Origin of the sequence: Deinococcus aquaticus, from assembly GCF_028622095.1 — a bacterium.
Classification (GTDB): domain Bacteria; phylum Deinococcota; class Deinococci; order Deinococcales; family Deinococcaceae; genus Deinococcus; species Deinococcus aquaticus.
Map to the genome: position 1 here is coordinate 334,521 of NZ_CP115166.1, position 21,009 is coordinate 355,529.

12 protein-coding genes are annotated in these 21,009 nt (G+C 72.7%); 6 read left to right on the forward strand and 6 right to left on the reverse strand.

The genetic code is table 11. From position 1 onward, the window contains the following. The first annotated feature begins 44 nt into the window (after positions 1–44). Positions 45–1,280 (forward strand): VanW family protein, encoded by a 1,236-nt coding sequence (locus M8445_RS16340; RefSeq protein WP_273991044.1) that lies wholly within the window; start codon positions 45–47, stop codon positions 1,278–1,280. A gap of 30 nt (positions 1,281–1,310) precedes the next feature. On the opposite strand, the gene M8445_RS16345 is transcribed toward M8445_RS16340, so the two are convergent. After that, positions 1,311–2,195, reverse strand: coding sequence for a hypothetical protein (locus tag M8445_RS16345; protein ID WP_273991045.1), 885 nt, complete (start codon positions 2,193–2,195; stop codon positions 1,311–1,313). Between the two features lie 406 nt (positions 2,196–2,601). Here M8445_RS16345 and M8445_RS16350 point away from each other — a divergent pair, with 406 nt between their 5' ends. The 4 genes from M8445_RS16350 to M8445_RS16365 all read left to right on the forward strand — a co-directional run bounded on the left by M8445_RS16350 (position 2,602) and on the right by M8445_RS16365 (position 9,687). Further along, positions 2,602–4,143 carry a DEAD/DEAH box helicase gene (locus M8445_RS16350; RefSeq protein WP_273991046.1) on the forward strand — a complete coding sequence of 514 codons (1,542 nt, stop codon included), beginning with the start codon at positions 2,602–2,604 and terminating at the stop codon, positions 4,141–4,143. Between the two features lie 464 nt (positions 4,144–4,607). Then, a complete protein-coding gene (locus M8445_RS16355; RefSeq protein WP_273991047.1) occupies positions 4,608–6,611 on the forward strand; it encodes an HD domain-containing phosphohydrolase in 2,004 nt (667 codons plus the stop codon). Further along, on the forward strand, positions 6,604–8,190 hold the full coding sequence (locus M8445_RS16360; RefSeq protein ID WP_273991048.1) for a GGDEF domain-containing protein: 1,587 nt from the start codon (positions 6,604–6,606) through the stop codon (positions 8,188–8,190). Before M8445_RS16355 ends, M8445_RS16360 begins: the two co-directional genes overlap by 8 nt. Before the next feature lie 249 nt (positions 8,191–8,439). Next, complete coding sequence (locus M8445_RS16365; protein ID WP_273991049.1) at positions 8,440–9,687, forward strand: sensor histidine kinase; 1,248 nt, start codon at positions 8,440–8,442, stop codon at positions 9,685–9,687. A gap of 105 nt (positions 9,688–9,792) precedes the next feature. Here M8445_RS16365 and M8445_RS16370 read toward each other — a convergent pair whose 3' ends face one another. Both M8445_RS16370 and M8445_RS16375 read right to left on the reverse strand, forming a co-directional pair. Next, the gene (locus tag M8445_RS16370; RefSeq protein ID WP_273991050.1) at positions 9,793–10,653 is read right to left on the reverse strand and encodes a hypothetical protein; all 861 of its coding nucleotides are present in this window, start codon (positions 10,651–10,653) and stop codon (positions 9,793–9,795) included. Then, positions 10,653–13,862, reverse strand: coding sequence for a hypothetical protein (locus M8445_RS16375; protein WP_273991051.1), 3,210 nt, complete (start codon positions 13,860–13,862; stop codon positions 10,653–10,655). The genes M8445_RS16370 and M8445_RS16375 overlap by 1 nt, the downstream gene beginning before the upstream one ends. Before the next feature lie 103 nt (positions 13,863–13,965). On the opposite strand from M8445_RS16375, the gene M8445_RS16380 reads away from it, so the two are divergent. Continuing rightward, positions 13,966–15,363 (forward strand): hypothetical protein, encoded by a 1,398-nt coding sequence (locus M8445_RS16380; protein WP_273991052.1) that lies wholly within the window; start codon positions 13,966–13,968, stop codon positions 15,361–15,363. Positions 15,364–15,382: 19 nt separating this feature from the next. On the opposite strand, the gene M8445_RS16385 is transcribed toward M8445_RS16380, so the two are convergent. Genes M8445_RS16385 through M8445_RS16395 form a run of 3 tightly spaced genes read right to left on the reverse strand, consistent with a single transcriptional unit; the run spans position 15,383 to position 21,002 of the window. Beyond that, positions 15,383–16,813 (reverse strand): YdgH/BhsA/McbA family protein, encoded by a 1,431-nt coding sequence (locus M8445_RS16385; protein WP_273991053.1) that lies wholly within the window; start codon positions 16,811–16,813, stop codon positions 15,383–15,385. Further along, positions 16,801–17,841 (reverse strand): hypothetical protein, encoded by a 1,041-nt coding sequence (locus M8445_RS16390; protein WP_273991054.1) that lies wholly within the window; start codon positions 17,839–17,841, stop codon positions 16,801–16,803. The genes M8445_RS16385 and M8445_RS16390 overlap by 13 nt, the downstream gene beginning before the upstream one ends. Continuing rightward, on the reverse strand, positions 17,838–21,002 hold the full coding sequence (locus M8445_RS16395) for a hypothetical protein (RefSeq protein WP_273991055.1): 3,165 nt from the start codon (positions 21,000–21,002) through the stop codon (positions 17,838–17,840). The genes M8445_RS16390 and M8445_RS16395 overlap by 4 nt, the downstream gene beginning before the upstream one ends. Between the last annotated feature and the right edge of the window lie 7 nt (positions 21,003–21,009).

Here is a 21,009-nt window from a genome sequence, read left to right on the forward strand (position 1 = left end):
TTCCGTTCTGCCTGACCCGCCCCACTGACCCGGAGGTTGCCCCCTTGCCGACCCTGCCCGACCGCCTGTCCCGTTCCGCCCGGCCCCCTGTCCGCCCGGCCCATACGCTGCCCGCGCTCCTTCTGCTGCTGCTGTGCCTGACCGCCGGGACCGTGGCGTCGGCCGCCGCTCCGGCGGGTGGGGGCACGCTGCCTGTGCGCTGGAGTGTCCCGGAGCCCCGCCTGACTGGCGAGCGTCTGGAACGGCCCCTGCTGCACCGGTCGGACTCGTTGACGCTCAGTCGAGCCGCTCTGGACGCTGCCCGGCGCGGTTCGCTGGAAGGCCTACGCCCGCAGCTCAGCGCCCTGTACCGGCGGGTGGAGGCGAGAACCCCGCGCGACGTGCGGTTCACGGCGGTGGGCGGGCAGTGGCAGGCGCAGGCCCGGACCGGCTGGCAGGTGGACCGTGAGGCCAGCGAGCGGGCGCTGCTGAACGTCCTGCGCGCCGGGGACAACGGGGCCGCGTGGCCCCTGACGGTGAAGTTGCAGGCTCCGGCGCGCAGTGTCGCGTGGGCGCAGCGGCAGCAGATGACGCTGCTGGCGACCGGCACGTCGGGATTCGCGGGCAGTCCGTCCTTCCGGGTGCAGAACATCCGGGTGGGGGCCAGCCGCGTGCACGGCGTGTGGGTCGAGCCCGGCGCGGAACTGAACTTCAACGCGCTGATCGGGCCGGTCAGTGCCGCCCGGGGGTTCGCGCCCGGGTACGTCATCTCGGGCGGGTCGCTGAGCGTCGAGGATGGCGGCGGTCTGTGTCAGGTGAGTACCACGGTGTTCCGCGCGGCGTTCCGGGCGGGCCTGCCCATCACTGAGCGGCACGCGCACTCGTATCAGGTGGGGTATTACGGCCAGCCGGGCGTGGACGCCGCCGTGTACGCCCCCTCGAAGAACCTGCGCTGGCGGAACGACACGCCGGGGCCGCTGCTGGTGCAGGCGCAGTGGGACCTGACGGGCGAGCGGCTGATGGTGCACCTGTTCGGTCAGGACGATGGCCGCCGGGTCAGCATCAGCGCTCCGGCCGTCCGGGACGCGCGGCCCGCGCCGGAACCGACCTTCCTGCCGGACGCCGCACTGAAACCCGGCGAGGCGAAACGCATCGACATGCCCTCGGCGGGCGCGCAGGTCCGCGTGACCCGGCAGGTGAAACTGCCGGGCGGTCAGGTGCGGCGCGACGAGGTGAACAGCCGCTACCGCGCCTGGGGCGGCGTGTTCGCCGTGCCGCCCGGTGACGAACGCCTCAACTGACGGCGGCCGGTTGCCTCTGGCCGCGCCGGGTCAGGCGGGTTCTGCTGCGGCGTCTTGCGGTGCGGTTCCGTCCTGCACGCCCAGCGTGCGCGCCAGTTGCTGCGCCAGTTCGAAGGAACGCGGGTCCGCGAAGCCCGCCTCGGTCTGCGTGAGCGGAAAGTCCCGCAGGCTGGCGCGGCGGATCTGGGCCGGGCCGATGAACGGCAGGTTCGCGTTCTGACACACCCGGAAGATGGCGAGGCGCAGGTCGTCCTGCGTGCGGTACGGGAAGACGTGCGCGTCGTCCTGCACGTGCAGCGGACCGCCCTGCGCGGCCAGCAGCGGTTCCAGGGCGCGGGTACTCTCGGTGCCCAGGGTGCTGGCCGTGCGGCGGCGTAGCAGGCGGGCACGCGGGTGGTCGTACATGCCCCAGCGCAGCGACAGGATCTCCGTTACCTGAAGCGCGTGGCGGTACATCAGGGTCAGCGCGGCGTGCAGGTGCGGGTCCGTGGCGTTCAGCAGCAGGCGCGTCAGGTCGTCCTGGTGGGGGAGGGCGTCGCGGGCGTGCTCGGCGGGCGGCGTCTGGAAGTCGGTCAGGGGGTCTACGGTGATCAGCCCCTCGCGGCGCAGCGTGGTGTACAGGCCGCGCAGGGTGCTGGTGCGCGCGATGATGGTGTTGTTGCTGGCGACGCCGCCGCGTGCGTTGCTCAGCAGGGGCGTGCGCAGCCACGCGTGAAAGTCGGCGGGCGGGTGCAGCAGGTTCACGTGATCCTGCGCGGCGTGTTCGAGGATGGGTTTGAGGTTCGCGCGGGCCTGCGGGACGGGGCGGGTCAGGTGCCCGCCGGCCTGGAGGGTGGCGACCAGGGTGTCGAGGTCGTGGGTGGTGAGCGCGCGGGTGAGTTTGAGGGCGAGTTCGTCCGGGTGCGGCGTGGGCATACGAACCTCCATCTGGATATTTACGTGTATATGATAGCAGTTTTTTTGACCGCCACCTCGCCTCTGCCCGCTGCGCAGATCAGTGCCCCCAGACCTCCATCCGCACTGCCCGTCCGTCATTTCATCCGGCGCCCCCTACACTTGCCTGAGCTTCCTGCGGCCTGCTGACCCGCTGTCCCGCTACGCCTCTGTACGGCATTGGGGCAGGATTGGGGTGGGGGAGGCTGTGTTTTTGCGTGCGGATAAGGCATGATGGGGGGATGACTGGTCGCCGTGGGCGGCTGGGCTCCGAGTTGTTCTTCGTCGGGATGTCTGGTCTGTCCGCCTGGACGGACGTGTGACGGCGCCCCTTCAATTCAAGCTGCGTTTCGCGGCGCGCCCTGTGTGGGCGTCGACAGGATGTTTCATGACCCGAATTCAGGATAGGCCCCGGCGTACGCCGGTTGATTCTTCGTCTGCCAGCTCTGCTCACTCTTCTTCCAGCGCCGCTCCGGTACGCGACTGGCGCGCCCTGCTGGGTGACCGCACGCCGACGCCCGTGCAGGCCGGCGCGATTCCGGCGCTGCTGTCGGGCCGTGACGTGATCACGACCGCCCGCACCGGGAGCGGGAAGACCCTGGCGTTCCTGATTCCGGCGGCGGCGCGCGGCATCGGCATGAGCCCGGTGCGCGGCATGCGTCCGGAGGTGCTGGTCATCACGCCCACCCGCGAACTCGCCGTGCAGATCCGTGACGTGGCGCGCGAGCTGGACATGACGGCGGGACGCATCACGGGCGGCATCACGCCCGGCCAGACGCGCAGCGAGGCGACCGGGAAGGGCCTGATCTCGGGCACGCCGGGCCGCCTGAAGGACCTGATCAACCGCAACGAACTCAGCCTCGCGGGCCTGCGTTACGTGGTGCTGGACGAGGCGGACGAACTGCTGTCCCTGGGCTTCCTGCGGGACGTGGGCGACATCCTCCGGGCTGCGCAGCAGCAGAGTTCCGCGCACGGGCACCTGCAGGTGGCTATGGCCTCGGCGACATTCCCGGCCGAGATCCGCGCGGTCGCCGAGCGGTTCATGGTGAACCCGGAACGCATCGACATCGCCCCGGCCCGCTCGGACGACGCCGCCGCGAACGCTGCGGACGTGCTGGGCGGCGCGACCGGCGCGACCCATCTGATCGTGAACACCACCCGTGATCAGGTGCTGGACCTCGCGGCCGAACAGGTCCGCGAGGCGCTGCGGGAACCGGGCGGGTGCGTCGTGATCTTCAGCCGCACCAAGTCCCTGGTGAAACGCCGCGCCGAGAAGCTGAACGAGATGCTGACCGGCGAGATCGTCAGCCCGCTCGAAGGGAACATGGACCAGAAGAAACGCGAGCGGACCATGGCGAACCTGCGTGAAGGCAAGTCCCGCGTGCTGATCGCGACCGACATTGCCGGGCGCGGCATCGACCTGCCGGAAGTGCGGCTGGTGATTCACATGGATATCGCCTCGACCGCCGAGGATCACGTGCACCGTTCGGGCCGTACCGCGCGCGCTGGGCGTCCCGGTACGAACCTCGTCCTGCTGATTCCCGAGCAGCGCGGCCTGTGGCAGAACGTGCGCCGCAAACTGCCGGGCGCGCTGCACCCGCCGCTGACCCGCGAGGAGAGCCAGATCGACAAGGACATCCAGGAGAAGCAGGGCCAGGGCCGCGGTCAGCAGGGCCCCGGCGGTGGCCGTCAGGGTCAGCCGCGCGCCCAGAGCGCCGGCCAGGGCAGTAGCCACGGCTCCAGCAGCCAGGGCCAGTCGGCCGGCCAGGGAAGCGGCAGTTACGGAGCCGGCCGTAGCGGCGGGCGCGGCGCGCAGGGTGACCGCCCCCGCGGAGGTCAGGGCGGGCAGGGCCGCGGCGAGGGTGCCGCCGGAACCGGCGCGGGCCGCGTGGGACCGCAGCGTCCCCGTGGACGCGGTGGCCGCCGCTGAGCGGACGCGCCGGGCCGTGACCCACAGAATCGTAAGCACAGGGCCATAAACACAGGGTCGTGATCAGGAGAGGCGGCGGGACAAGTCCCGCCGCCTCCCTTGTTGACGGCCTGATCCTGACAGTCGCCTGAGGCTGTCCATGACTGAATTCAGGACCGTTTCCGGGAACCCGCGCGTTTCTGCTGTCCTGCACGCATAAAAAAGCACGTCCCTGTCAGATCGCCGGAAAGGAGCGGGCCGCGACAGTTGAAGGGTGCTGGAGGGGGGATTCAGTCCTGCCGTTTTCACACTAATCTCTCTTGGTTTGAAACATGAAGACCGGCCGGGCGGCCCTGCCACCACCGGGGGTCCCGGGCGCGCGCGTGATTGCCTTCCGTGCGCGCCGCTGGGGGGGGTAGGATGGGCGTCAGTTACCCCCTGTGACCCTGACCCCACCGCTTGACAGTGAATCTCTGCTTCTGAACGTGACCCGTCGGTTGCTGACCCTGGGCAGTGCGGACGACCTGTGCCGCGAGGGCCTGCGGTTCATGGCGCGGGAGTTGAACGCGGACGTGGGCATGCTGCACCTCGCGGTGAACGACAGGGAATTCCGGCTGGTCGAGCAGTTGGGTGACCACCCGCTACTACACCGGCACCGGCTTCAGATCATGGAGCCCGGCTGGGTGGCCCTGCTGACGGCCGGTACGTGGATCAGTTCGCCGGTCCCGTCGCCGGAGTGGACGGGGCCGGATGAACGCAGTTACGTGCACCTGGGAGCGCGGCACCTCGTGAACTTCGGGTTGTTCAGCGGGCCGCGTCTGATCGGCACGGTGAACCTGCTGTTCAACCGGCCGCGCGCGGACCTGAACGGGTTGCGGGTGCTGGGCACCATCGGGGCGCTGTGGGGCACGCTGCTCGAACGCCTGGAGACCGAAACGGCCCTGAGGACGCGTGAGGCGATGCTGCGCACCGTGACGGATCAGGGCACCGACCTGGTGACGGTGTTGCGGCCGGACGGCACGGTCGTGTACCAGAGCCGTGGCGTGCCCGCGCTGCTGGGCCGCTCTGCGGAAGGCATGCTGGGGCGCAGCGTGCTGGAGGGCATTCACCCGGATGACCTGGCGTGCGTGAGTCGGTGTCTGGCGGCGCTGGTGGCCACGCCGGGCGGCGCGGACAGTCTGACGTTCCGGGTGGTTCACCGGGAGGGGCGGGTGGTGTGGCTGGAATCGCACGCGCGCAACCTGCTGGACGAACCGGCGGTGGGTGGGCTGGTGGTGCACTCGCGGGACGTGACGGCGCAGGTGGCGGCGAAACGGTCCCTGGAGCGGCGGGTGCAGGAGCTGACGCTGATGCACGCCACGAGCCTGCAGTTGCAGGAGGCGCGCACCGTAGAGGAGATCGCGTCGCGGGTGGTGCGGCTGATCGAGGTCCGCCTGGGCCACCCGTTCGTGTGGCTGGCCGAGCAGGTGGGGGATGAACTGCTGATGCGGGCGTGCGACCTGAACCGCGAGGAGACCCTGAGGTCGCGGGGGCATTCGCTGCCGGTCAGTGAGGGGCTGTGCGGCGCGGCCGTGCGGGGCGGCGTGACCCTACTGGTCGGTGACGTGTCGCAGGATGAGCGGTACGCGCCGATCGGGCATGAAGTGCGCAGTGAACTGGTCACGCCGATCCGGGTGGCGGGCCGCGTGTGGGGCGTGCTGAACGTGGAAAGCCCGGCGCTGAACGCGTTCGACGAGGATGACCGGCAGGCGCTGGAAACGGTGGCCGCGCAGACAGGAGCGGCGCTGGCGAACGTGCTGCTGCTCGCGGACCTGCGGGACAGCCGGGACGCGCTGAGCGGCGCGTACGAGCGGACCATCGAGGGGTGGGCGCGGGCGCTGGATTTCCGGGACCGGGAAACCGAGGGGCACAGCCAGCGGGTAACAGAACTCACGGTGGCCCTCGCGAGGCGCATGGGCGTTCCCGAGGCGGAGCTGGTGCACGTGCGGCGCGGGGCGCTGCTGCACGACATCGGGAAGATGGGCATCCCGGATTCGATCCTGCTGAAACCCGGTCAGCTGGACGCGCACGAGTGGCAGGTCATGCAGCGCCACCCGGACATGGCGCGCGAACTGCTCGAACCCATCGAGTTCCTGCGGCCGGCGCTGGACATCCCGCACGCACACCACGAGAAATGGAGTGGCGGCGGGTACCCGCGCGGGTTGAAAGGCGAGGAGATTCCGCTGGCCGCTCGGATTTTCGCGGTGATCGACGTGTGGGACGCCCTGCGGCACGACCGGCCGTGCCGTCCGGCGTGGGATGAGGCGCGGGCGCGCGCGCTGATCGAGGAGGAGTCCGGCGTGCATTTTGATCCGCAGGTGGCGCGGGCGTTCCTGTCGTGGCTGGCGGAGGCCGGTGAGCCGGCGGACCTGAACGCACTCCTGGCGGCCACACCGGGTGTTCCGGCCACGCCGGGCGGACCTGGGGCGCCGGAGGGTGGCCTTGCCTGACTTCACGGCTCCCACTTCCGACCTGACGGACGCGCAGGCACTGCAACTGGAGTTGCAGGAGTTGCAGGCGGCCATCGCGGCGGAACTCGACCCGCTGACGCTCTCGCAGCATCACCGGGACGCGGCTTACGCGGCGATGGACCTGGGAAACCCGGCACTGGCGATGACGCACGCGGTCACGTGCCTGGATATCGCGCGGTCCCTGGAGGACGTGGGCGTGCGGGCGCGGGCGCACGTGACGGTGGCGCTGGTGATGCTGGACGTGTACGACGACCTGGGTGCCTGGGAGCACTTCCGGGAGGCGGACGCCCTGGCCAGCGCGGCCGGGCAGGCGCGGGACGTGGCGCTGGTCGCCGTGAACGCCTCGCACTACGAACTGGAACGCGGCCGGGACCGGGACGCGACCCTGCGGCTGCTGGACCTGCTGGACTCGCCGTTCGCACGGGGGTTGCATCTGCCGGGCGTGTCCGCGCCGCACACGCTGGAGGCGACATTCCACATCAATCTGGTGAAGGCCGCGTCCCGTGGAACGCGCCTGGAACTGCTGGGCGCGGACCTCGCGGCGCGGGTTGCCGGGCCGCTGAACACGTCGGTGGCGGCGCTGTACGGCTACCGGGAGCGTCCGGAGGGCCTGCCCGGCCCGCGCTGGCGGCCCGAGGTGCTGGAATCGCTGACTGAATGGGAGTGGAGCCGCGGGAATCACGGGGCCGCCACCGACCTGGTTGACGAGCGCGTGAGACTTTCCGGGGAGAGCGGCAGTCCGAACCTGCTGGGCCGCGCGCTGCTGGACCGCAGCCTGCTGCGCGGCGCTCTCGGTCACGACGCGGCCGCCATCGCAGACGCCGCGCTCGCCAGCGCCGCCTTCCGGGAGTCCGGGCAGGACCTGCTGGTCACGCAGGCCATGCAGGCCCAGGCGGACGCCCGCGCGCGCCTCGGGGAGTTCCGGGAGGCGTTCGGTGTGCAGCGCGCCCTGACCCGGCAACTCGAAACGCTGTACCGCGCGTACTTCCAGCAGGGCGCGCAGTTACGGCAGATCGAGCGGCAGGTCGGTGAGGCCGAGGTGCGGGCCGCCGCGTTCGCGGAGGCGGCGCTGCGGGACCCGCTGACCGGCGCGCCCAACCGCACGGCCGCCATGCAGCGCCTGGAGCACCTGCAGGAGCGCGCGAACATGGGTCAGCCGAGTGCGCTGGCGCTGCTGGACATCGATCACTTCAAACGCGTGAACGACCGTTACGGGCACGCCGCCGGCGACGCGGTCCTGCTGCGGGCCGTGCAGGTCCTCACGGCCGGCATCCGCGAGCAGGACTGCCTGGCGCGTTTCGGTGGTGAGGAGTTCCTGCTGATCCTGGCAGGCACGCCCCTGAACGTGGCGCGGCAGGTCTGCGACCGTCTGTGCGTGGCACTGGCCAGTCACGACTGGTCGGACGTGAGCCCGGACCTGCAGGTCACGGCCAGTTTCGGACTGGCGCGGCTCCGGGCGGGCAGCGACCTGCGACTGGTGCTGAGAGCGGCCGACAGCGCCATGTACGAGGCGAAGGCCGCCGGGCGCAACACCGTGCGGGAAGCGCCGGACACCTGATACGGACTCCGATTGGATGGGCTGCAAAGCCCGTTCAATCCGAGCGGAGCGAGTAGGAGCTGGAGCGGGTTCCGGACGTGGAGTTAACAGATCGGTGGTGTTCCGATCTGTTAACGAAACAAACGGAATCCGTATGACCGGGGCGCACCGGTCTCCCCTGCCGGACGCTCCTTCTGCGGCCGCCATACGGACTCCGGAAGGTCAGGTGGACTGTGTTTGTGCCGCACGGATTGGGCTACCATGAAGGAGATGTCAACGTTGAATGAAACGGCGTCTTCACCGCGGACCGCCCAGCGGCTCCAGGCCACGGCCGCCGCTGAAGGGTCCGGCGCGCCGCTGGACGCTCCTCACCCGGAGTTGTCCTACCTGCTGGAAGTGCATAACCTCAGCACCGACTGCATCAAGACCGTGAGTGCCGACGGGCAGCTTCTGAGCATGAACCCCAACGGTCAGGTGGTCATGCAGGTCGACGATTTCAGCACCTGCCAGGGCAGCGACTGGTTGAGTTTCTGGACGGGTGAGAGCCGCGACCTGATGCTCGCCGCGTTCGAGCAGGCCCGTGCCGGCCGGCCCGCCCAGTTCACCGGGTACTGCCCCACCATGAAAGGCGAACCCCGCTGGTGGGACGTGACGCTCGCCCCCCTGTTAGGCGGCCCTGACCAGCCCGTTCAGGACCTGCTGATCGTGTCGAGGGACGTGACGGACCGCGTGACCCTCCAGCGTGAACTCGAAACTCTGAACGCTACGCTGGACAGCGAGGTGCAGCGGCAGACCGAAAGCCTGCGGCGCGAACGGCAACTGCTGATCCAGACGAACGAGGAACTCGAGAACATCACCTACGCCATGTCGCACGACCTGCTCACGCCCGTACGGCACCTGCTCAGCTTCGCGCGACTGGCCCGGCGCGTTCCCGACAGCGACACCCAGAAACGCGAACGGTACCTCCAGATCATCGAGGACAGTGCCAGCAACCTGGGCCGCATGATCGAGGGCGTCCTGCAGTTCAGCCGCGCCGGACGCCTCGACCTGCGACCCAGACCCGTGAACCTGAACACCCTGATGCTCGAAGTGCAGCGCGACCTGCAGGCCGAGCAGCCCGGCCACGCGGCCGACTGGCAGATCCCGGACCTGCCTACCGTCCACGCCGACGCCCGTGCCCTGCGGTCCATCCTGAAAGTTCTGTGCCTGAACGCCCTCAAGTACAGCCGCAACGAGACCAACCCCACCGTGCAGATCAGCGCGAACCGTGAACCCGAAAGCTGGCGCATCGACGTGACCGACAACGGCGCCGGCTTCGACCCCGAGTACAGTCACAAACTCTTCCAGCTGTTCCAGCGCCTGCACCACCAGAACGAGTACGAAGGCGCCGGCACCGGCCTCGCTTTCGTTCGCCGCCTGGTCTCCCGGCACGGCGGGCAGGTCAGCGCACACGGTGAGAAAGGCGTGGGCGCCACCTTCAGTTTCACGCTCCCTGACCTGGTGATTGGCACGGACTGACTGCGGTGACGGCTTTTGCCGGGGCGTAAGAGCATGCTCATCATATACATCCGAATACAAATAGCTGCGTTTCAGGCCCAGTCGAATTCATGGCCGGGTCCGGATTCAGGGGCGCAGTTCCTCCGCGCGCACCCGCCCACCCGGCAGGCCCTGCGTGCCCACCGCTTCCCCCGCCACGGGCGTCAGCGGCACCTGCACGTTCCAGCCGTCCACCTGCCCTTCCAGCAGCGTGGCCTCGCCGTCCACCACGCGGTTCCCGAATCCGTCACGCAGGTCACCTACGCGCGGCAGACCACCAGCCGCGCCGACCGGGCCGCGGGCGGTCACGAGCGGGCCGGGCAGCAGGTCCACCTCGCCCACCTCCCCCGCCGCGTCACCGGTGACGGCCGTGACGCGCAGCAACCCCGTCACACGGCCCGGCGGCAGGAACGTCCAGGCGGTCAGGTGCCGCACCGGTACGACCGGGCGCAGGGTCACGCCGTCGGGCCGTTCGATCAGCACCCGCACCGGCAGGTCCGTAACGTTCCCCTGCGCGTCCAGCGGGTGCAGCACCAGCGCCGGGGGGCGCGGGCGGTTCACGCGCACGCCGCGCGCCCCGACCTTGAGGGTCAGCGGCGTGACCGGCGGGCCGGACCACAGGGTCACGCGGCCCTCGAAGCGGTGCGGGCCGATCTGCGCGAGGTACGGGGTCAGGCCCGCACGGAAGTACGGAACGGTCAGCGTGAACTGACCCGCGCGGGCCGGGGCGCGGGTGGTGGTCTCCCCTGCCGGGCCGAACAGCGTGACCGTGACGGGCGCCCCGGCGGGCAGGTCCGCGCCGCTGAACGTGAACGCCAGGGTCGGCGTCACCTGTTCCCGCGTGGACGGCGTGACACTCAGGGACGGCCGGTTAAAGGCAGAGGGCGCGCGGGAGCAGGCGCCTGCGAGCAGAAGCAGCAGCGGGAACAGCAGGTGGGCGCGGCGCATCAGGGAGCCCCGGTGGCGGTCAGAGTCTGGAACGCGAGGCTGTAAAAACCCCCGCCGGGCAGCGGGAACGAGCCCGGCGCGGTCAGGGCGGGCGTGACGGTCGTCCCGTCGTACGGTCTGGGCGGCGGCTCCACGCGCAGCAGGCGCGACCCGGCGGGCGGCGCGGCCGGCAGACTGAACGTCCAGCTCTGCCCGGGCCGCAGTTCCGGGCCGAGGGCGCTGTACACCCACGCCACGCCCCGCGCGTCGTACAGGGTGAGCAGCGCCTGCGGCGCAGCGACCGTGCGGACGCTGACGTTCCGGGCCTGCACGGACACCCGGCCGCCCGCCCCCCCGGCAGTGACGCGGCTGCGCGCCGACAGGCTGCGGTCCAGGTTGCGGCCCGTGACGACGGCGCGCGCGGCGACTTCCAGCGTCACGCGCGCCGGGTCCGTGCCCGGCGGCAGGGGCGGCAGCGTCACCTGCCAGGGCGTGCGCTCACCGGGCCGGAGTTTATGCACGCCCAGCAGGCCCAGGTTCTCCTGCGCCAGCACCTGCCCGGCCGGGCCGCGCAGCGTGGCCCCCAGGGTCAGGTCGGCCGGGCGGGCGTCCGCGTTCAGCAGTTCCCCGACCGCCGTGACGCGCGCGCCGGTCAGGACCGTCCGGGCGCTCAGGACCTGCACCACCGGGCGGTCGAGCACGTCGGCGGGGGCGGTGGCATTGGTGGTGATGCGGCGCGGCGCGCGGTAGTACGCCACGTTCGGCTGCGCTGCGGGCACACCGGGACGCAACTCGACCGCGTCCGGCGTGTCTGGCGCGAGGGTCCAGCCGCCAGTGCCGAGGGTCAGCGGCCCGGACGGGTAGGTGGTCCGCGTGCCCAGCGGCGTCCACCAGCGGGCCGTGACGTGCGCCGTGAGACCCAGGCGCGCTCCACCTGACAGCCGGGCGAGGCGGACCTGGAAACCGTCCAGGCGGGCGTACTCGCCGCGCAACCCGCCGCCCGTGGGCGGGTGCGCCACGCGCGCCGCCCAGGTCCGCGCGGTCACCCAGCCCGGCACGAACCGCAGGCCGGACGCGACCAGCAGCGCCGCCAGCACCGTGAGCACCACGACTCGCACGGGCAGGGTCGCCGCGCGCTTCACCTGCCGCGCGTCCGCCGGAGAAGCGGCCGTCACTGGCAGCGGCGGCAGGTCCCCCACCCACGCCGGGTGGTGCAGCGGCCCGTGCGGCGGACTGATCGGCACGCGGCGCTCTGTCTGCCCGGCCACCAGCACGGCCAGGACGGCCAGCGTCAGAGCCAGCAGCGGCCCCACGCCCCACAGGACCGCCACCGGGAGCGGCAGGGCGCTGCGCGGCAGGCGGGCCGGGATGGGCGGCACGTCCTCACGCTCCCAGACGCTCACGCCGTTTTCCAGCGTGCCGATGTTATGCCAGCCGTGCAGGTACAGCAGCGGATCCATGACGCTGCCGCGCGCGTACACGAACTTCAGGTACGCCCGCTCCGGGTGCGTGAGCTGCTCCGCGAACGACCCGAAGCCCGGCAGGACCGCCCGCTCGGGCAGCGCCGCGTACGCCGTGGGGGCCGGGGCCAGTTGCGGCAGGTCCGGCGGCAGGTGCCACAGCCCAGCCGTGGTCGCCGCGCGCGTCTGCGCGGACAGCAGCCCCAGTTGCCGCCCGAACCCCACCGTCAGGTACCGGTAACGCCAGTGTTCGTCCTTCTCGATGAAGTTCAGCAGGGGTTGCAGGTTGACGGCCGGGCCTTCGAGCACGCGGGTGCGCGGCAGGGCGTTCAGGCCGACCGTGACCAGCAGCGTCAGGGCAGCCGCCAGCATCAGCGGCAGCTGAGCGCCCACCTGCCGCGCGGCGTCCCAGGCACGCAGGACCACCTGCGCCGAGAGCGGCAGCAGCAGCAACGCCGCCAGGAACGCCAGCGTCTCGGGCGGCACGCGCAGCGGACTGAAGCTCAGCAGGCCCAGCGCGCACAGCGTCAGCAGCGGCGCGGCCAGCAGCGCCAGCCGCGCGGCCAGACCCCACTGGCGCGGCCCGCTGCGGAACACGCCCGGCAGGGCCGGCAGGGTCCACAGCACGCTCCACAGCGGCAGGCCCAGGCACAGCCACGCGCTGCGCCCCCACGCCAGCGGCGCGGCGGGCGGCAGCGCCGCGCCGGGCGACCAGAACCACCCGGCCCAGCCGGACAGCAGGTACTGCAAGAGCAGCAGCCCGCCCGCCAGAACCGCCCGCCCCGCGCCGCGTCCCTGATCGGGCCGGGAGCCGGGGAGGTCAGTGGGAGCCAGGTCCGGGGGAGCCAGGTCCGGGGGGCGCAGCGCGCCCAGTGGCAGGCCCGCCAGCAGCGCGCCCAGGCCGATCAGCAGCGCGCTGGCCGGGTCGGCCGTGCCCGCCGCCAGCAGAGGCAACGCTGCCCGCTGCCCGAACGCCCGGCGGCCCCGACCGGCCGGGGCGCGCAGCCACGCCCACAGGGACGGCGCGGCGTGCAGGGCCAGCGCCGCGCCCAGCACGGACCCGTGATGCCCGAACACGTTCAGTTGCAGCGTCAGAGCGCTGCTCAGCGTGCACAGCAGCGCCGCCACGCCCGCCACGCGCCGCGCGGTTCCCTGAGCGGCCAGACCGGGTGCGGCCAGGCTCTGAGCCGTCATGACCTGTACCGATGTGACCTGCACCGATGGGCGCTGTGTCTGGCTCCGGGCCGCGCTGTTCATCAGGGTCGCGCCGGTCAGGGTCACGCGGTACACGGCCCAGACCAGCAGCGCCACGCTCAGGAACTGCGCCGCGCCGAACGCACCCTCCACGCCCAGCGGCGCGGTCAGCAGCGCGATCAGCTGCGGCACCAGCGGCGGCTGACCGGTCAGGGGCACGCCGCCGTACCAGCGGTCGTCCCAGGGGTCGAACAGGTTCCGGGCGTACGCGCTGGCCTGGAACAGCAGGCTGCCCACGCCGTCCCCCCGGGCGTACGCGCGGGTCATGACCAGCGTCCCGTGGTACGCGCCGGTCAGCATCAGGGCCAGCAGGAACAGGCGGCTTTTCAGGCGCGGCGCGTCAGCCCCACCCGGCGCTGGGCGCAGCTGTCGCCACTGCCGCTGCGCCCAGCGGTACAGCGCGCCGCCCCGGCGGGAGAGGCGGCGGGCGGGGCCGAGCAGCGGCACCAGCGCCGGCAGGTGCCGCACGCGGCCACGCGGGGGCGGCGCACTCACGGGTTCCTCCGGGCGGGGCACACGGTCAGGGTAGAGCATCCGGCGGGCTGTGTCTGGAGCGGGGCGTGTCTGGAGCGGCGTGCCTGGACGCGGCACCTGAAGAACGCTGTGCTTGAATGCGGGCATGTCCCGTCCCGCCGCTCCGCGCGCCACAACGATGGTACTGGTGGCGCTGGTCACGGCGGCCCTGCTGGGCGGCTGCCGGACCACGCAGGGCGGCCTGGACGCCAGCACGGGGGCCGGGTCGCTGGGCGACGGCGCGCGGCTGCTGGCGTGGCAGCCGGACCTGGGCGGCCCGAGGGCGCTACTGCCCGGCGAGCGCGAGGGCGTCACGGACGCGTACCTGCGCGGCGAGCGCGAGGTGGCCTTCGCGGCGGGCAGCGGAAACCTGGAGAGCCTGCGGGACCTGTTCCAGCAGGGGGCGCTGGACGACGCGCGGCAGGCGGCGCAGTCCGGGAGTGGCGGGCTGGTCACGTGGGCGCACACGCCGACCCTGCAGTTCTTCGCTCCGGACGGCGCGACCGTCAGTTTCTCGGACGTGTTCACGTACGCCGCGCCCCGACCCGGCGGCGTGTCGCGGCTGGCGCGGCGGGAACTGGACGTGGTCATGGAACTCGGGGACGGGAACTGGCGCGTGCATCACTGGCGGGTCCTGCGGGACGATCCGCTGCCCGCCGCGCCCGAGTCCGGCCCGGGACCCACCTACCGCGCTGTCCGCGAGGACGACGGCTGGGCCGCGCGGGACGCGGACACCCTGGCGCGCGACGTGGACGCCGTGCGGGAACTGAGCCTCGACACGCTGATCCTGCCGGTCGTGGGGGACCGCAGCGCCGGGGACGCCGCCCGGTACGGCGCGGCGCTGGACGCGGTCCTGACCCGCGCCGCCGCCCAGAAAGTGCAGGTGCTGCTGGACCTGCGCGTGGCGCGGCTGGACGTGGCGGGCCTGCGGACCCTGCACGCCGCGCTGGGCGCCGACGGGCGGGACGGCCCGAGGCTGGCGGGCGTGATTCTCTCGCCGGGGCGCGCGCCGGACCCGGAGGTGCTGGGCGTGTGGCGGCAGTCGGTGCGGGCGCGCTTTGCGGAGCTGCCGCTGGGTCTGCGCGGGGCAGGCAGTGGGGCGGGCGGCGGGGCAGATTTCACGGCGGGCGGCGCGGACGCCCCGGTATTCCGCGAATGGCGCGGCCCGCTGGGGCGGCTGGGCGCGGCGCGGCGCGGCTGGCAACTGCGGGCGTTCCTGCAGGGCCGGCCGCGCGGGTCCGTGGAGGCCGGCGTGCTGTACGGGGATGCGGACCGCGCGGGCTTCCTGACGCCCGACGGGTCGTTCACGCCCCTGGCCCGCTGGACGGACCCACAGCGGCCCGCGCCGGGGCCGCTGGCGTGGCTGCTGGGCTGGGCGGCAGACCTGTGGCCAGCGCTGGCAGGCGCGCTGCTGGGCGCGGCGCTACTCAGGGCGTGGCAGGGTCGCAAAGGGCAGGGCCGGAACGGGCCGGATCAGAGTTCACAGGATCAGGCGCAGGAGTGACGGCCCGGGGGGGGTCCCCTCACGGAGTCTCCCCTGCCGTTCCGGGCGTGCCCAGCAGCTGCTCCCCTGCCGGGGTGAGGGTGAAGGGCCGCTGGGGGGTCACGGCCGGCAGGCCACTCTCAGGGTCGGTGACGAGCAGGTCTCCCAGTGGTCCGGCGTTCCAGCCGCCGCGCCACGCGGCGTCGGCCTGCGCGGCCTCGTGGGCGGCCTGCGCGCCGGGCACCGGGATGGGCAGCGGGAGCGGCAGCCCCTTCACGGCCGGGACGTCCAGCAGCACCTGCGGCGCCACCGGTGCCTGCGAGCCGGGCGCGGCGGTCTGAACACGGGCCGAGAGCAGCCCCGTCAGCGGGGGTAGCTCGCCAGTCGGCGGGTCAGGTTCCACGCCGCTGACCGGGCCGCTGACTGGGGCGAGCAGCGGCAGGTCCGGGTAGGTCAGGCGCAGCGAGAGCAGCGCGGCGCGCGCGCCCACGCTGGCGGCGGTGACCGAACCGGGAATGAAGGCGTCCGCGCCGGCGCTGGCCGACGCGATGGCGAGGCGGGCCTGCAGGTTGTCCAGGGTCAGCGCTCCGTTCACGGCGACCACGCCCTGCAACCCGGCGGCGTGCAGGCGGCTCAGGGCGTCCCGGATGGCGGCCACCTGCTGGCGGGACAGGACCGCGCTCATGGGCAGCGTGACCTGCCGCAGGCCAGCGGCGTGGGCGGCCGTCAGGGTGGCGGTCCAGCGGGAGCCGGGCCACAGGTGCCAGTCGTCGGGGAAGGTCACGGCCCGCCACGTCCGCACGGGCAGCGGCGGCGGGGGCTTCAGGGCGGGCAGGGTGTCGTTCAGGACGGTCCAGTCGTCGGTGCGCCACTCCTCCTGGGTGCGCCGCAGCGTGACCTGCTGGGTGCGGACCGTCCAGCGCAGGTCCTGCCAGCCGTCCGGGCCGGGCCGGGCCTGCAGGGACCAGAAGCGGTCGCGCAGCGTGAACTGGGTGCGGGCGGCGTTCATGCTCAGAGGCGTGGCCTGATGCGCCCAGTCGAGCAGCAGCACCCGGTCCGGCTGGCCGCTGACGGTCAGGGCCAGGGTCAGGGCGGGGCCGCTGAACCGGCCGTTCAGGCCGATCTGCTCGCCGCTTCGGCCCGCGTACGTGAGTTCCGAGTGGCCCATCAGGTACGCGTCCGCGACGTCTTCGAGGGTCACGCCGTCCGGGACGCCCACGCCGGGCGGGGCGGGCTGCCAGCGCAGCGGCGTGACCGGCTCGGAGCGGCGCGCGAAGTTCAGGGCGCTCGCCTGGTTCTGCACGCGGCTCACGCGGGACAGGCCCTGCCCGGCGATGAACACCGCCGCCGCGCCCGCCAGCAGGGTGCCGGCGAGGATCAGCACGAACACGGCGCGTTTCAGGGTGGTGAGCAGCGAGGAGCGCGGGCCGGTGTTACCGGCGCCGGGGGGTGGGGGGCTCAGTCCTGCCACGGGAAGCTCACCTCCTGCCCGGCGAAGCGCACGCGCAGGCTGACGGCTCCGCGCACGCCGGGCACGCGCGCCCGCACCTGTCCCTGCGCGACCGGCAGGACCGCTGACCACACCACGGTCCCAGAGCGGGACAGGGCCTGCAGGGTGACGGGCGTGCCGTCGTCCGGGAGGGCGCCCGTCACCCAGCGCAGCGGCCCGAGGGTCAGGTCCTCCCCGGCCCACAGGGCCTGCGGGGTCCGGCCGAGCAGCGAACTGACCGCCTGCGCGCGGGCCGCGCCGCGCCACGCGTCCGGCTGGCCGGGGCGGATCACGCGGGCGGTGAAGGTGAACTCGCCCGGCGTTTCCGGCGTGAGTTGCCACAGCGCCTCGCCGTTCACGGTGACGCGCGTGGCGCTCAGGGTCTCGCCGCCCGCGCCGCGCGCGGTCAGCAGGACAGGCACGCCGTCCGGGGCGGGCGTGCCGTCCGGGCCACGCAGGGCGGCGCGCAGCAGCCACGGCTCGCGCAGCCCGATGCGCAACTCGGCCGGGGCGACTGTGACCGCGCCGCTCAGGGAGGCCGGAAGGGCCGTGCCGTTCCCGGGCGCGGCAGTCGCCGGGGCGGCTCCGGCCGGTGGGGCCGCGCGCGGCAGCCGCAGGGTCCGCCTGAGCAGCAGGGGACTGCCTGCGTCCGTGGCAGCGGCGTGCAGGCTCGCGTCGCAGCGGTGCGCCTGGGCGGGCAGCGGGCGCGGCGCGACCGGCTGGTTGGCCGGGCCGGTCCAGCGCAGGGGGCCGGCGGGGGTGTCGCAGGTCAGCCACCACGCCGCGCCGGGCGGTCCGGCGGCGCTCAGGGTCAGCGTGCCGGCGCGGGCGGTCAGGGTCAGGGTGGGCAGGCGGGTCAGGGTGACGGTATCGGCGGTGGAGGGGGCGACCGTGGAGGCAGCGGGGGTGGGACTAGGCCCGGGCCGGTGGCACGCGGTCAGGCAGGCGGTCAGGAGGACGGCCAGGAGCGCGGGGCGCGGCCGGGCGGCGCTCACGGTGCCCGGCTTCATGGTTCCTCGCGGCGGAAGGCGTCGGCGTACAGGGCCGTGCCGGTCAGGGTGGGTCTGCCCGCGCGCGCCAGCTGGGCGGGTTGCAGGATCAGGTAATCGAGCGGCAGGGCCGTGACCAGCGGCGCGGCGCGTGACTGCATGGGCGGCACGGCTTCCATCAGGTACGTCTGCGTGACCCAGGCGGTCCCGGCGGGGTCACGCAGGGCTTCGAGGACGTTGGTGATGGTCGCCTCGCCCGCGCCGTGGTTCTCGATGCGGACCTCGTCGCCGCGCCGCCAGACGTTCAGGGTGCGGTCCAGGCCGCGTGAGGTGACCCAGCCGTCCGCGCGGACGCTGTAGGCGCGGACCGCGCCGGGCGTGACGTTCATGCCGGGCCCGTCGAAGGTCACCACGAACGGCGTGCGCTCGCCGGGCAGCAGCCAGTGCAGGGCGCGCTGCCCGGCGGTGTTGCGGGCCATCTCGCTGCCCGTGTGGTCCTGCACGGCGCCCGTGATCTCCACGGCGGCCGGGGACGCCCCGACGTTCTGCGCTTCACCCACGACCGCCACGGTGCGCGGTCCGCCCGGTTCGCGGCGGAACGACACCAGCCGGGAGTTCAGGACCCGCACCTCGGTGGGCTGGTCGCCGGGTGGCGGGGCGCTGAGGTTCAGGGTCGGGAGCGGCTGGAAGCGGCGCGGCGGACGGATACTCAGTTGCGGTTCGGCCGTGATGCGCCAGCCACGCGGGGTCAGGCGCAGGTCCTGCGTGACGCTCTCGGGCAGGTTCCCGAACGCGGTGAACCACACGAGGTCCACCTTCACGCTGGCGGCCGTGCCTACCTGATCGGGCGGGCCGCTGTACGTGACGCTGCGGACCTTGAGGCTGTCGAGTTTCGCGTACCCGGTGCGCAGGCCCCCCACGACCGACAGGTCCAGCCGCCAGCGTTCCTCGTTCAGGCCGCCCTGCGGGTCGATCATCTGGTACGCGTCGCCGAAGCGTTTGAAGTCCACGGCGTCCCAGTACTTCAGGACGGCCGCCTGCGCCGAGTCGCGGGGACGCAGGCGCTCGGCGGTGAAGGCGGCGCCGCCCAGCAGCGCCCCGGCCAGCAGGACGCTGTTCACGAGGCGGCGGCGCAGGCTCAGGCGCGGCGCTTTCAGGCGCGCGGTCCGCCAGGGCCGGAACGGCAGGCGGCGCACCCACGAATCCCACCAGCGGCCGCCCACGCCGGGCGGCGGGTCGCGGCTGTCCTCGGCCAGCAGGCGCACCCACGGCCAGATGGAGCGGCCGGGCAGCGTGGTGGGCGTGCGGACCAGCAGGGTCAGCAGCGCCCCGGCGGCCGCGCCGCTGGGCAGCAGCGCCCACATCAGCCGCTGCCAGGCCGGCAGTTCCCGGCGGGGCAGGCGCGGCTGCACGGGCGGAATGCCCGCGTGCTCCCAGACCATGATGCCGCCCTCCAGGGTGCCCAGCCGCGTCCAGCCCAGCGCGTGCAGGGCCGGGTCGTAGAAGGCGTCGTTGGAGAGCATGTACCGCAGGTTGTAGCGGGCGGGGGTGGTCAGGAACTGCGTGAGGCTGCCCAGGCCCGGCACGCCCGTGTACTTGGCGCCTTCGAGCCGTTCGACGGGCGTGGCGGTCAGTTCCGGCAGGCGGCGGGCGCTGTGGTAGTTGCCGTCCGGGGTGGTGGCGTGCGTGTTGGCACTCAGCCACGCCATCTGATCCCCGAAGCCCAGCACCATGTACCGCCAGCGGTCGTGCCCGTCGGATTCCAGGAATTTCACGATGGGCCGCACGTCGATGAACGCCGGCTGGAACCGGCGGTAGTACGTCAGGGCGCTGACGGCGCAGGTGAGGGTGACGGCCAGCGTCACGAACAGCAGGCCCAGCAGGTGGTGCACGCGCGCGCCGAAGCGGGCCTGCACGTACACCCGCCAAGCGCCGTGCCGCCAGGATTCCACGACCAGCCCGGCAAAGGGCATCATGAGCATCACGGCCCAGAACGTGAAGCGGTCCAGGGTCAGGATGTCGAACGCGCCGCCCAGCAGTTTCTTCGGGTACGGGGTGGTGCCGCCCGTTCCCAGGAAGCTCAGCAGCAGGATGCTGGCCAGCATCGGCCAGCGCGGAATGCCCTGGTGGCTGTACAGTCCGCGCCGCGCGGCGTCCCAGTAGATGGGCAGCAGCGTGGCCCACGGCACCAGCCAGAACATGAAGCCGTAATCGGTGCGGATCAGGAAGTTCCCACGGCTGCCGTGCGGGATGGACACCTGCGTGATCGGGTCGCTGCGGCTCCATAGCCAGTAGGGCAGCACCACCATGACCAGCGCCGTGATGGCCGACACGCCGTACAGGGCCGCGCGGTACACGCGGGGCAGCACGCGGTACACGCGGCGGGTCAGGTGCGCCAGGCCCCCGCCGCGCGGTTCGGAATCACGGGGCCGCGAGGCGCCCTCGAGGACGATGGCCAGCAGGACGGGCGCGATGAAGAACACGCTGCCGAACAGGGTGGTCACGTGGTGCGCGGCGGTCGTGGCGGCCGTGAACATGGCGCCCTTGAGCAGCAGTTCGCGTTTGCCGGTCTGCACGTACCGCGCCGCGAACGGAATGGCGTTCAGCAGCAGGCCCAGGCTCAGGGTGGTGGGCAGTTGCCCGAACACGTGCACCGTCTCGGCGATGGCGCTCGAGAGCATCAGGATCACGGCTCCGTACCCGGCGGCGCGGGCCGTGACGAACACCTTCCCGAAGCGGTACATGCCGACCGTCAGGCCCACCAGTGCCAGGAACTGCGTGGCCATGAACGCGCCCATCAGGCCGAACACGTGGCTGAACAGCGCGATCAGGTAGTGACTCAGCGGCGGGTAGGAGGTCAGCGAGAACCCGGTGTACCAGCCGCTCTCCCAGGGGTCGAAGAACGACTTGGCGTAGTGCGCGCCGAAGTACAGGTGAATCAGGGCGTCGTACGTGCGGGTGAACGATCCGCTGATCAGCTGCCCGCCGTGCAGGACGACCACGATCAGCAGCGCGAACACCAGCAGGCGCTGCCCGGCGCGTTCGTCCTCGCCGGGCGGCAGGGCCGCGCCGGGAATGACGTGCGAGGGCCGCTGCACCGGCAACTCGGCGTCGGGCCGGGCGGCGCGGGCCGGGCGGCGGTTCAGAACGCCCCGCAGGCGGGCCGGGAGGCGCCGGATCACTCCCGCG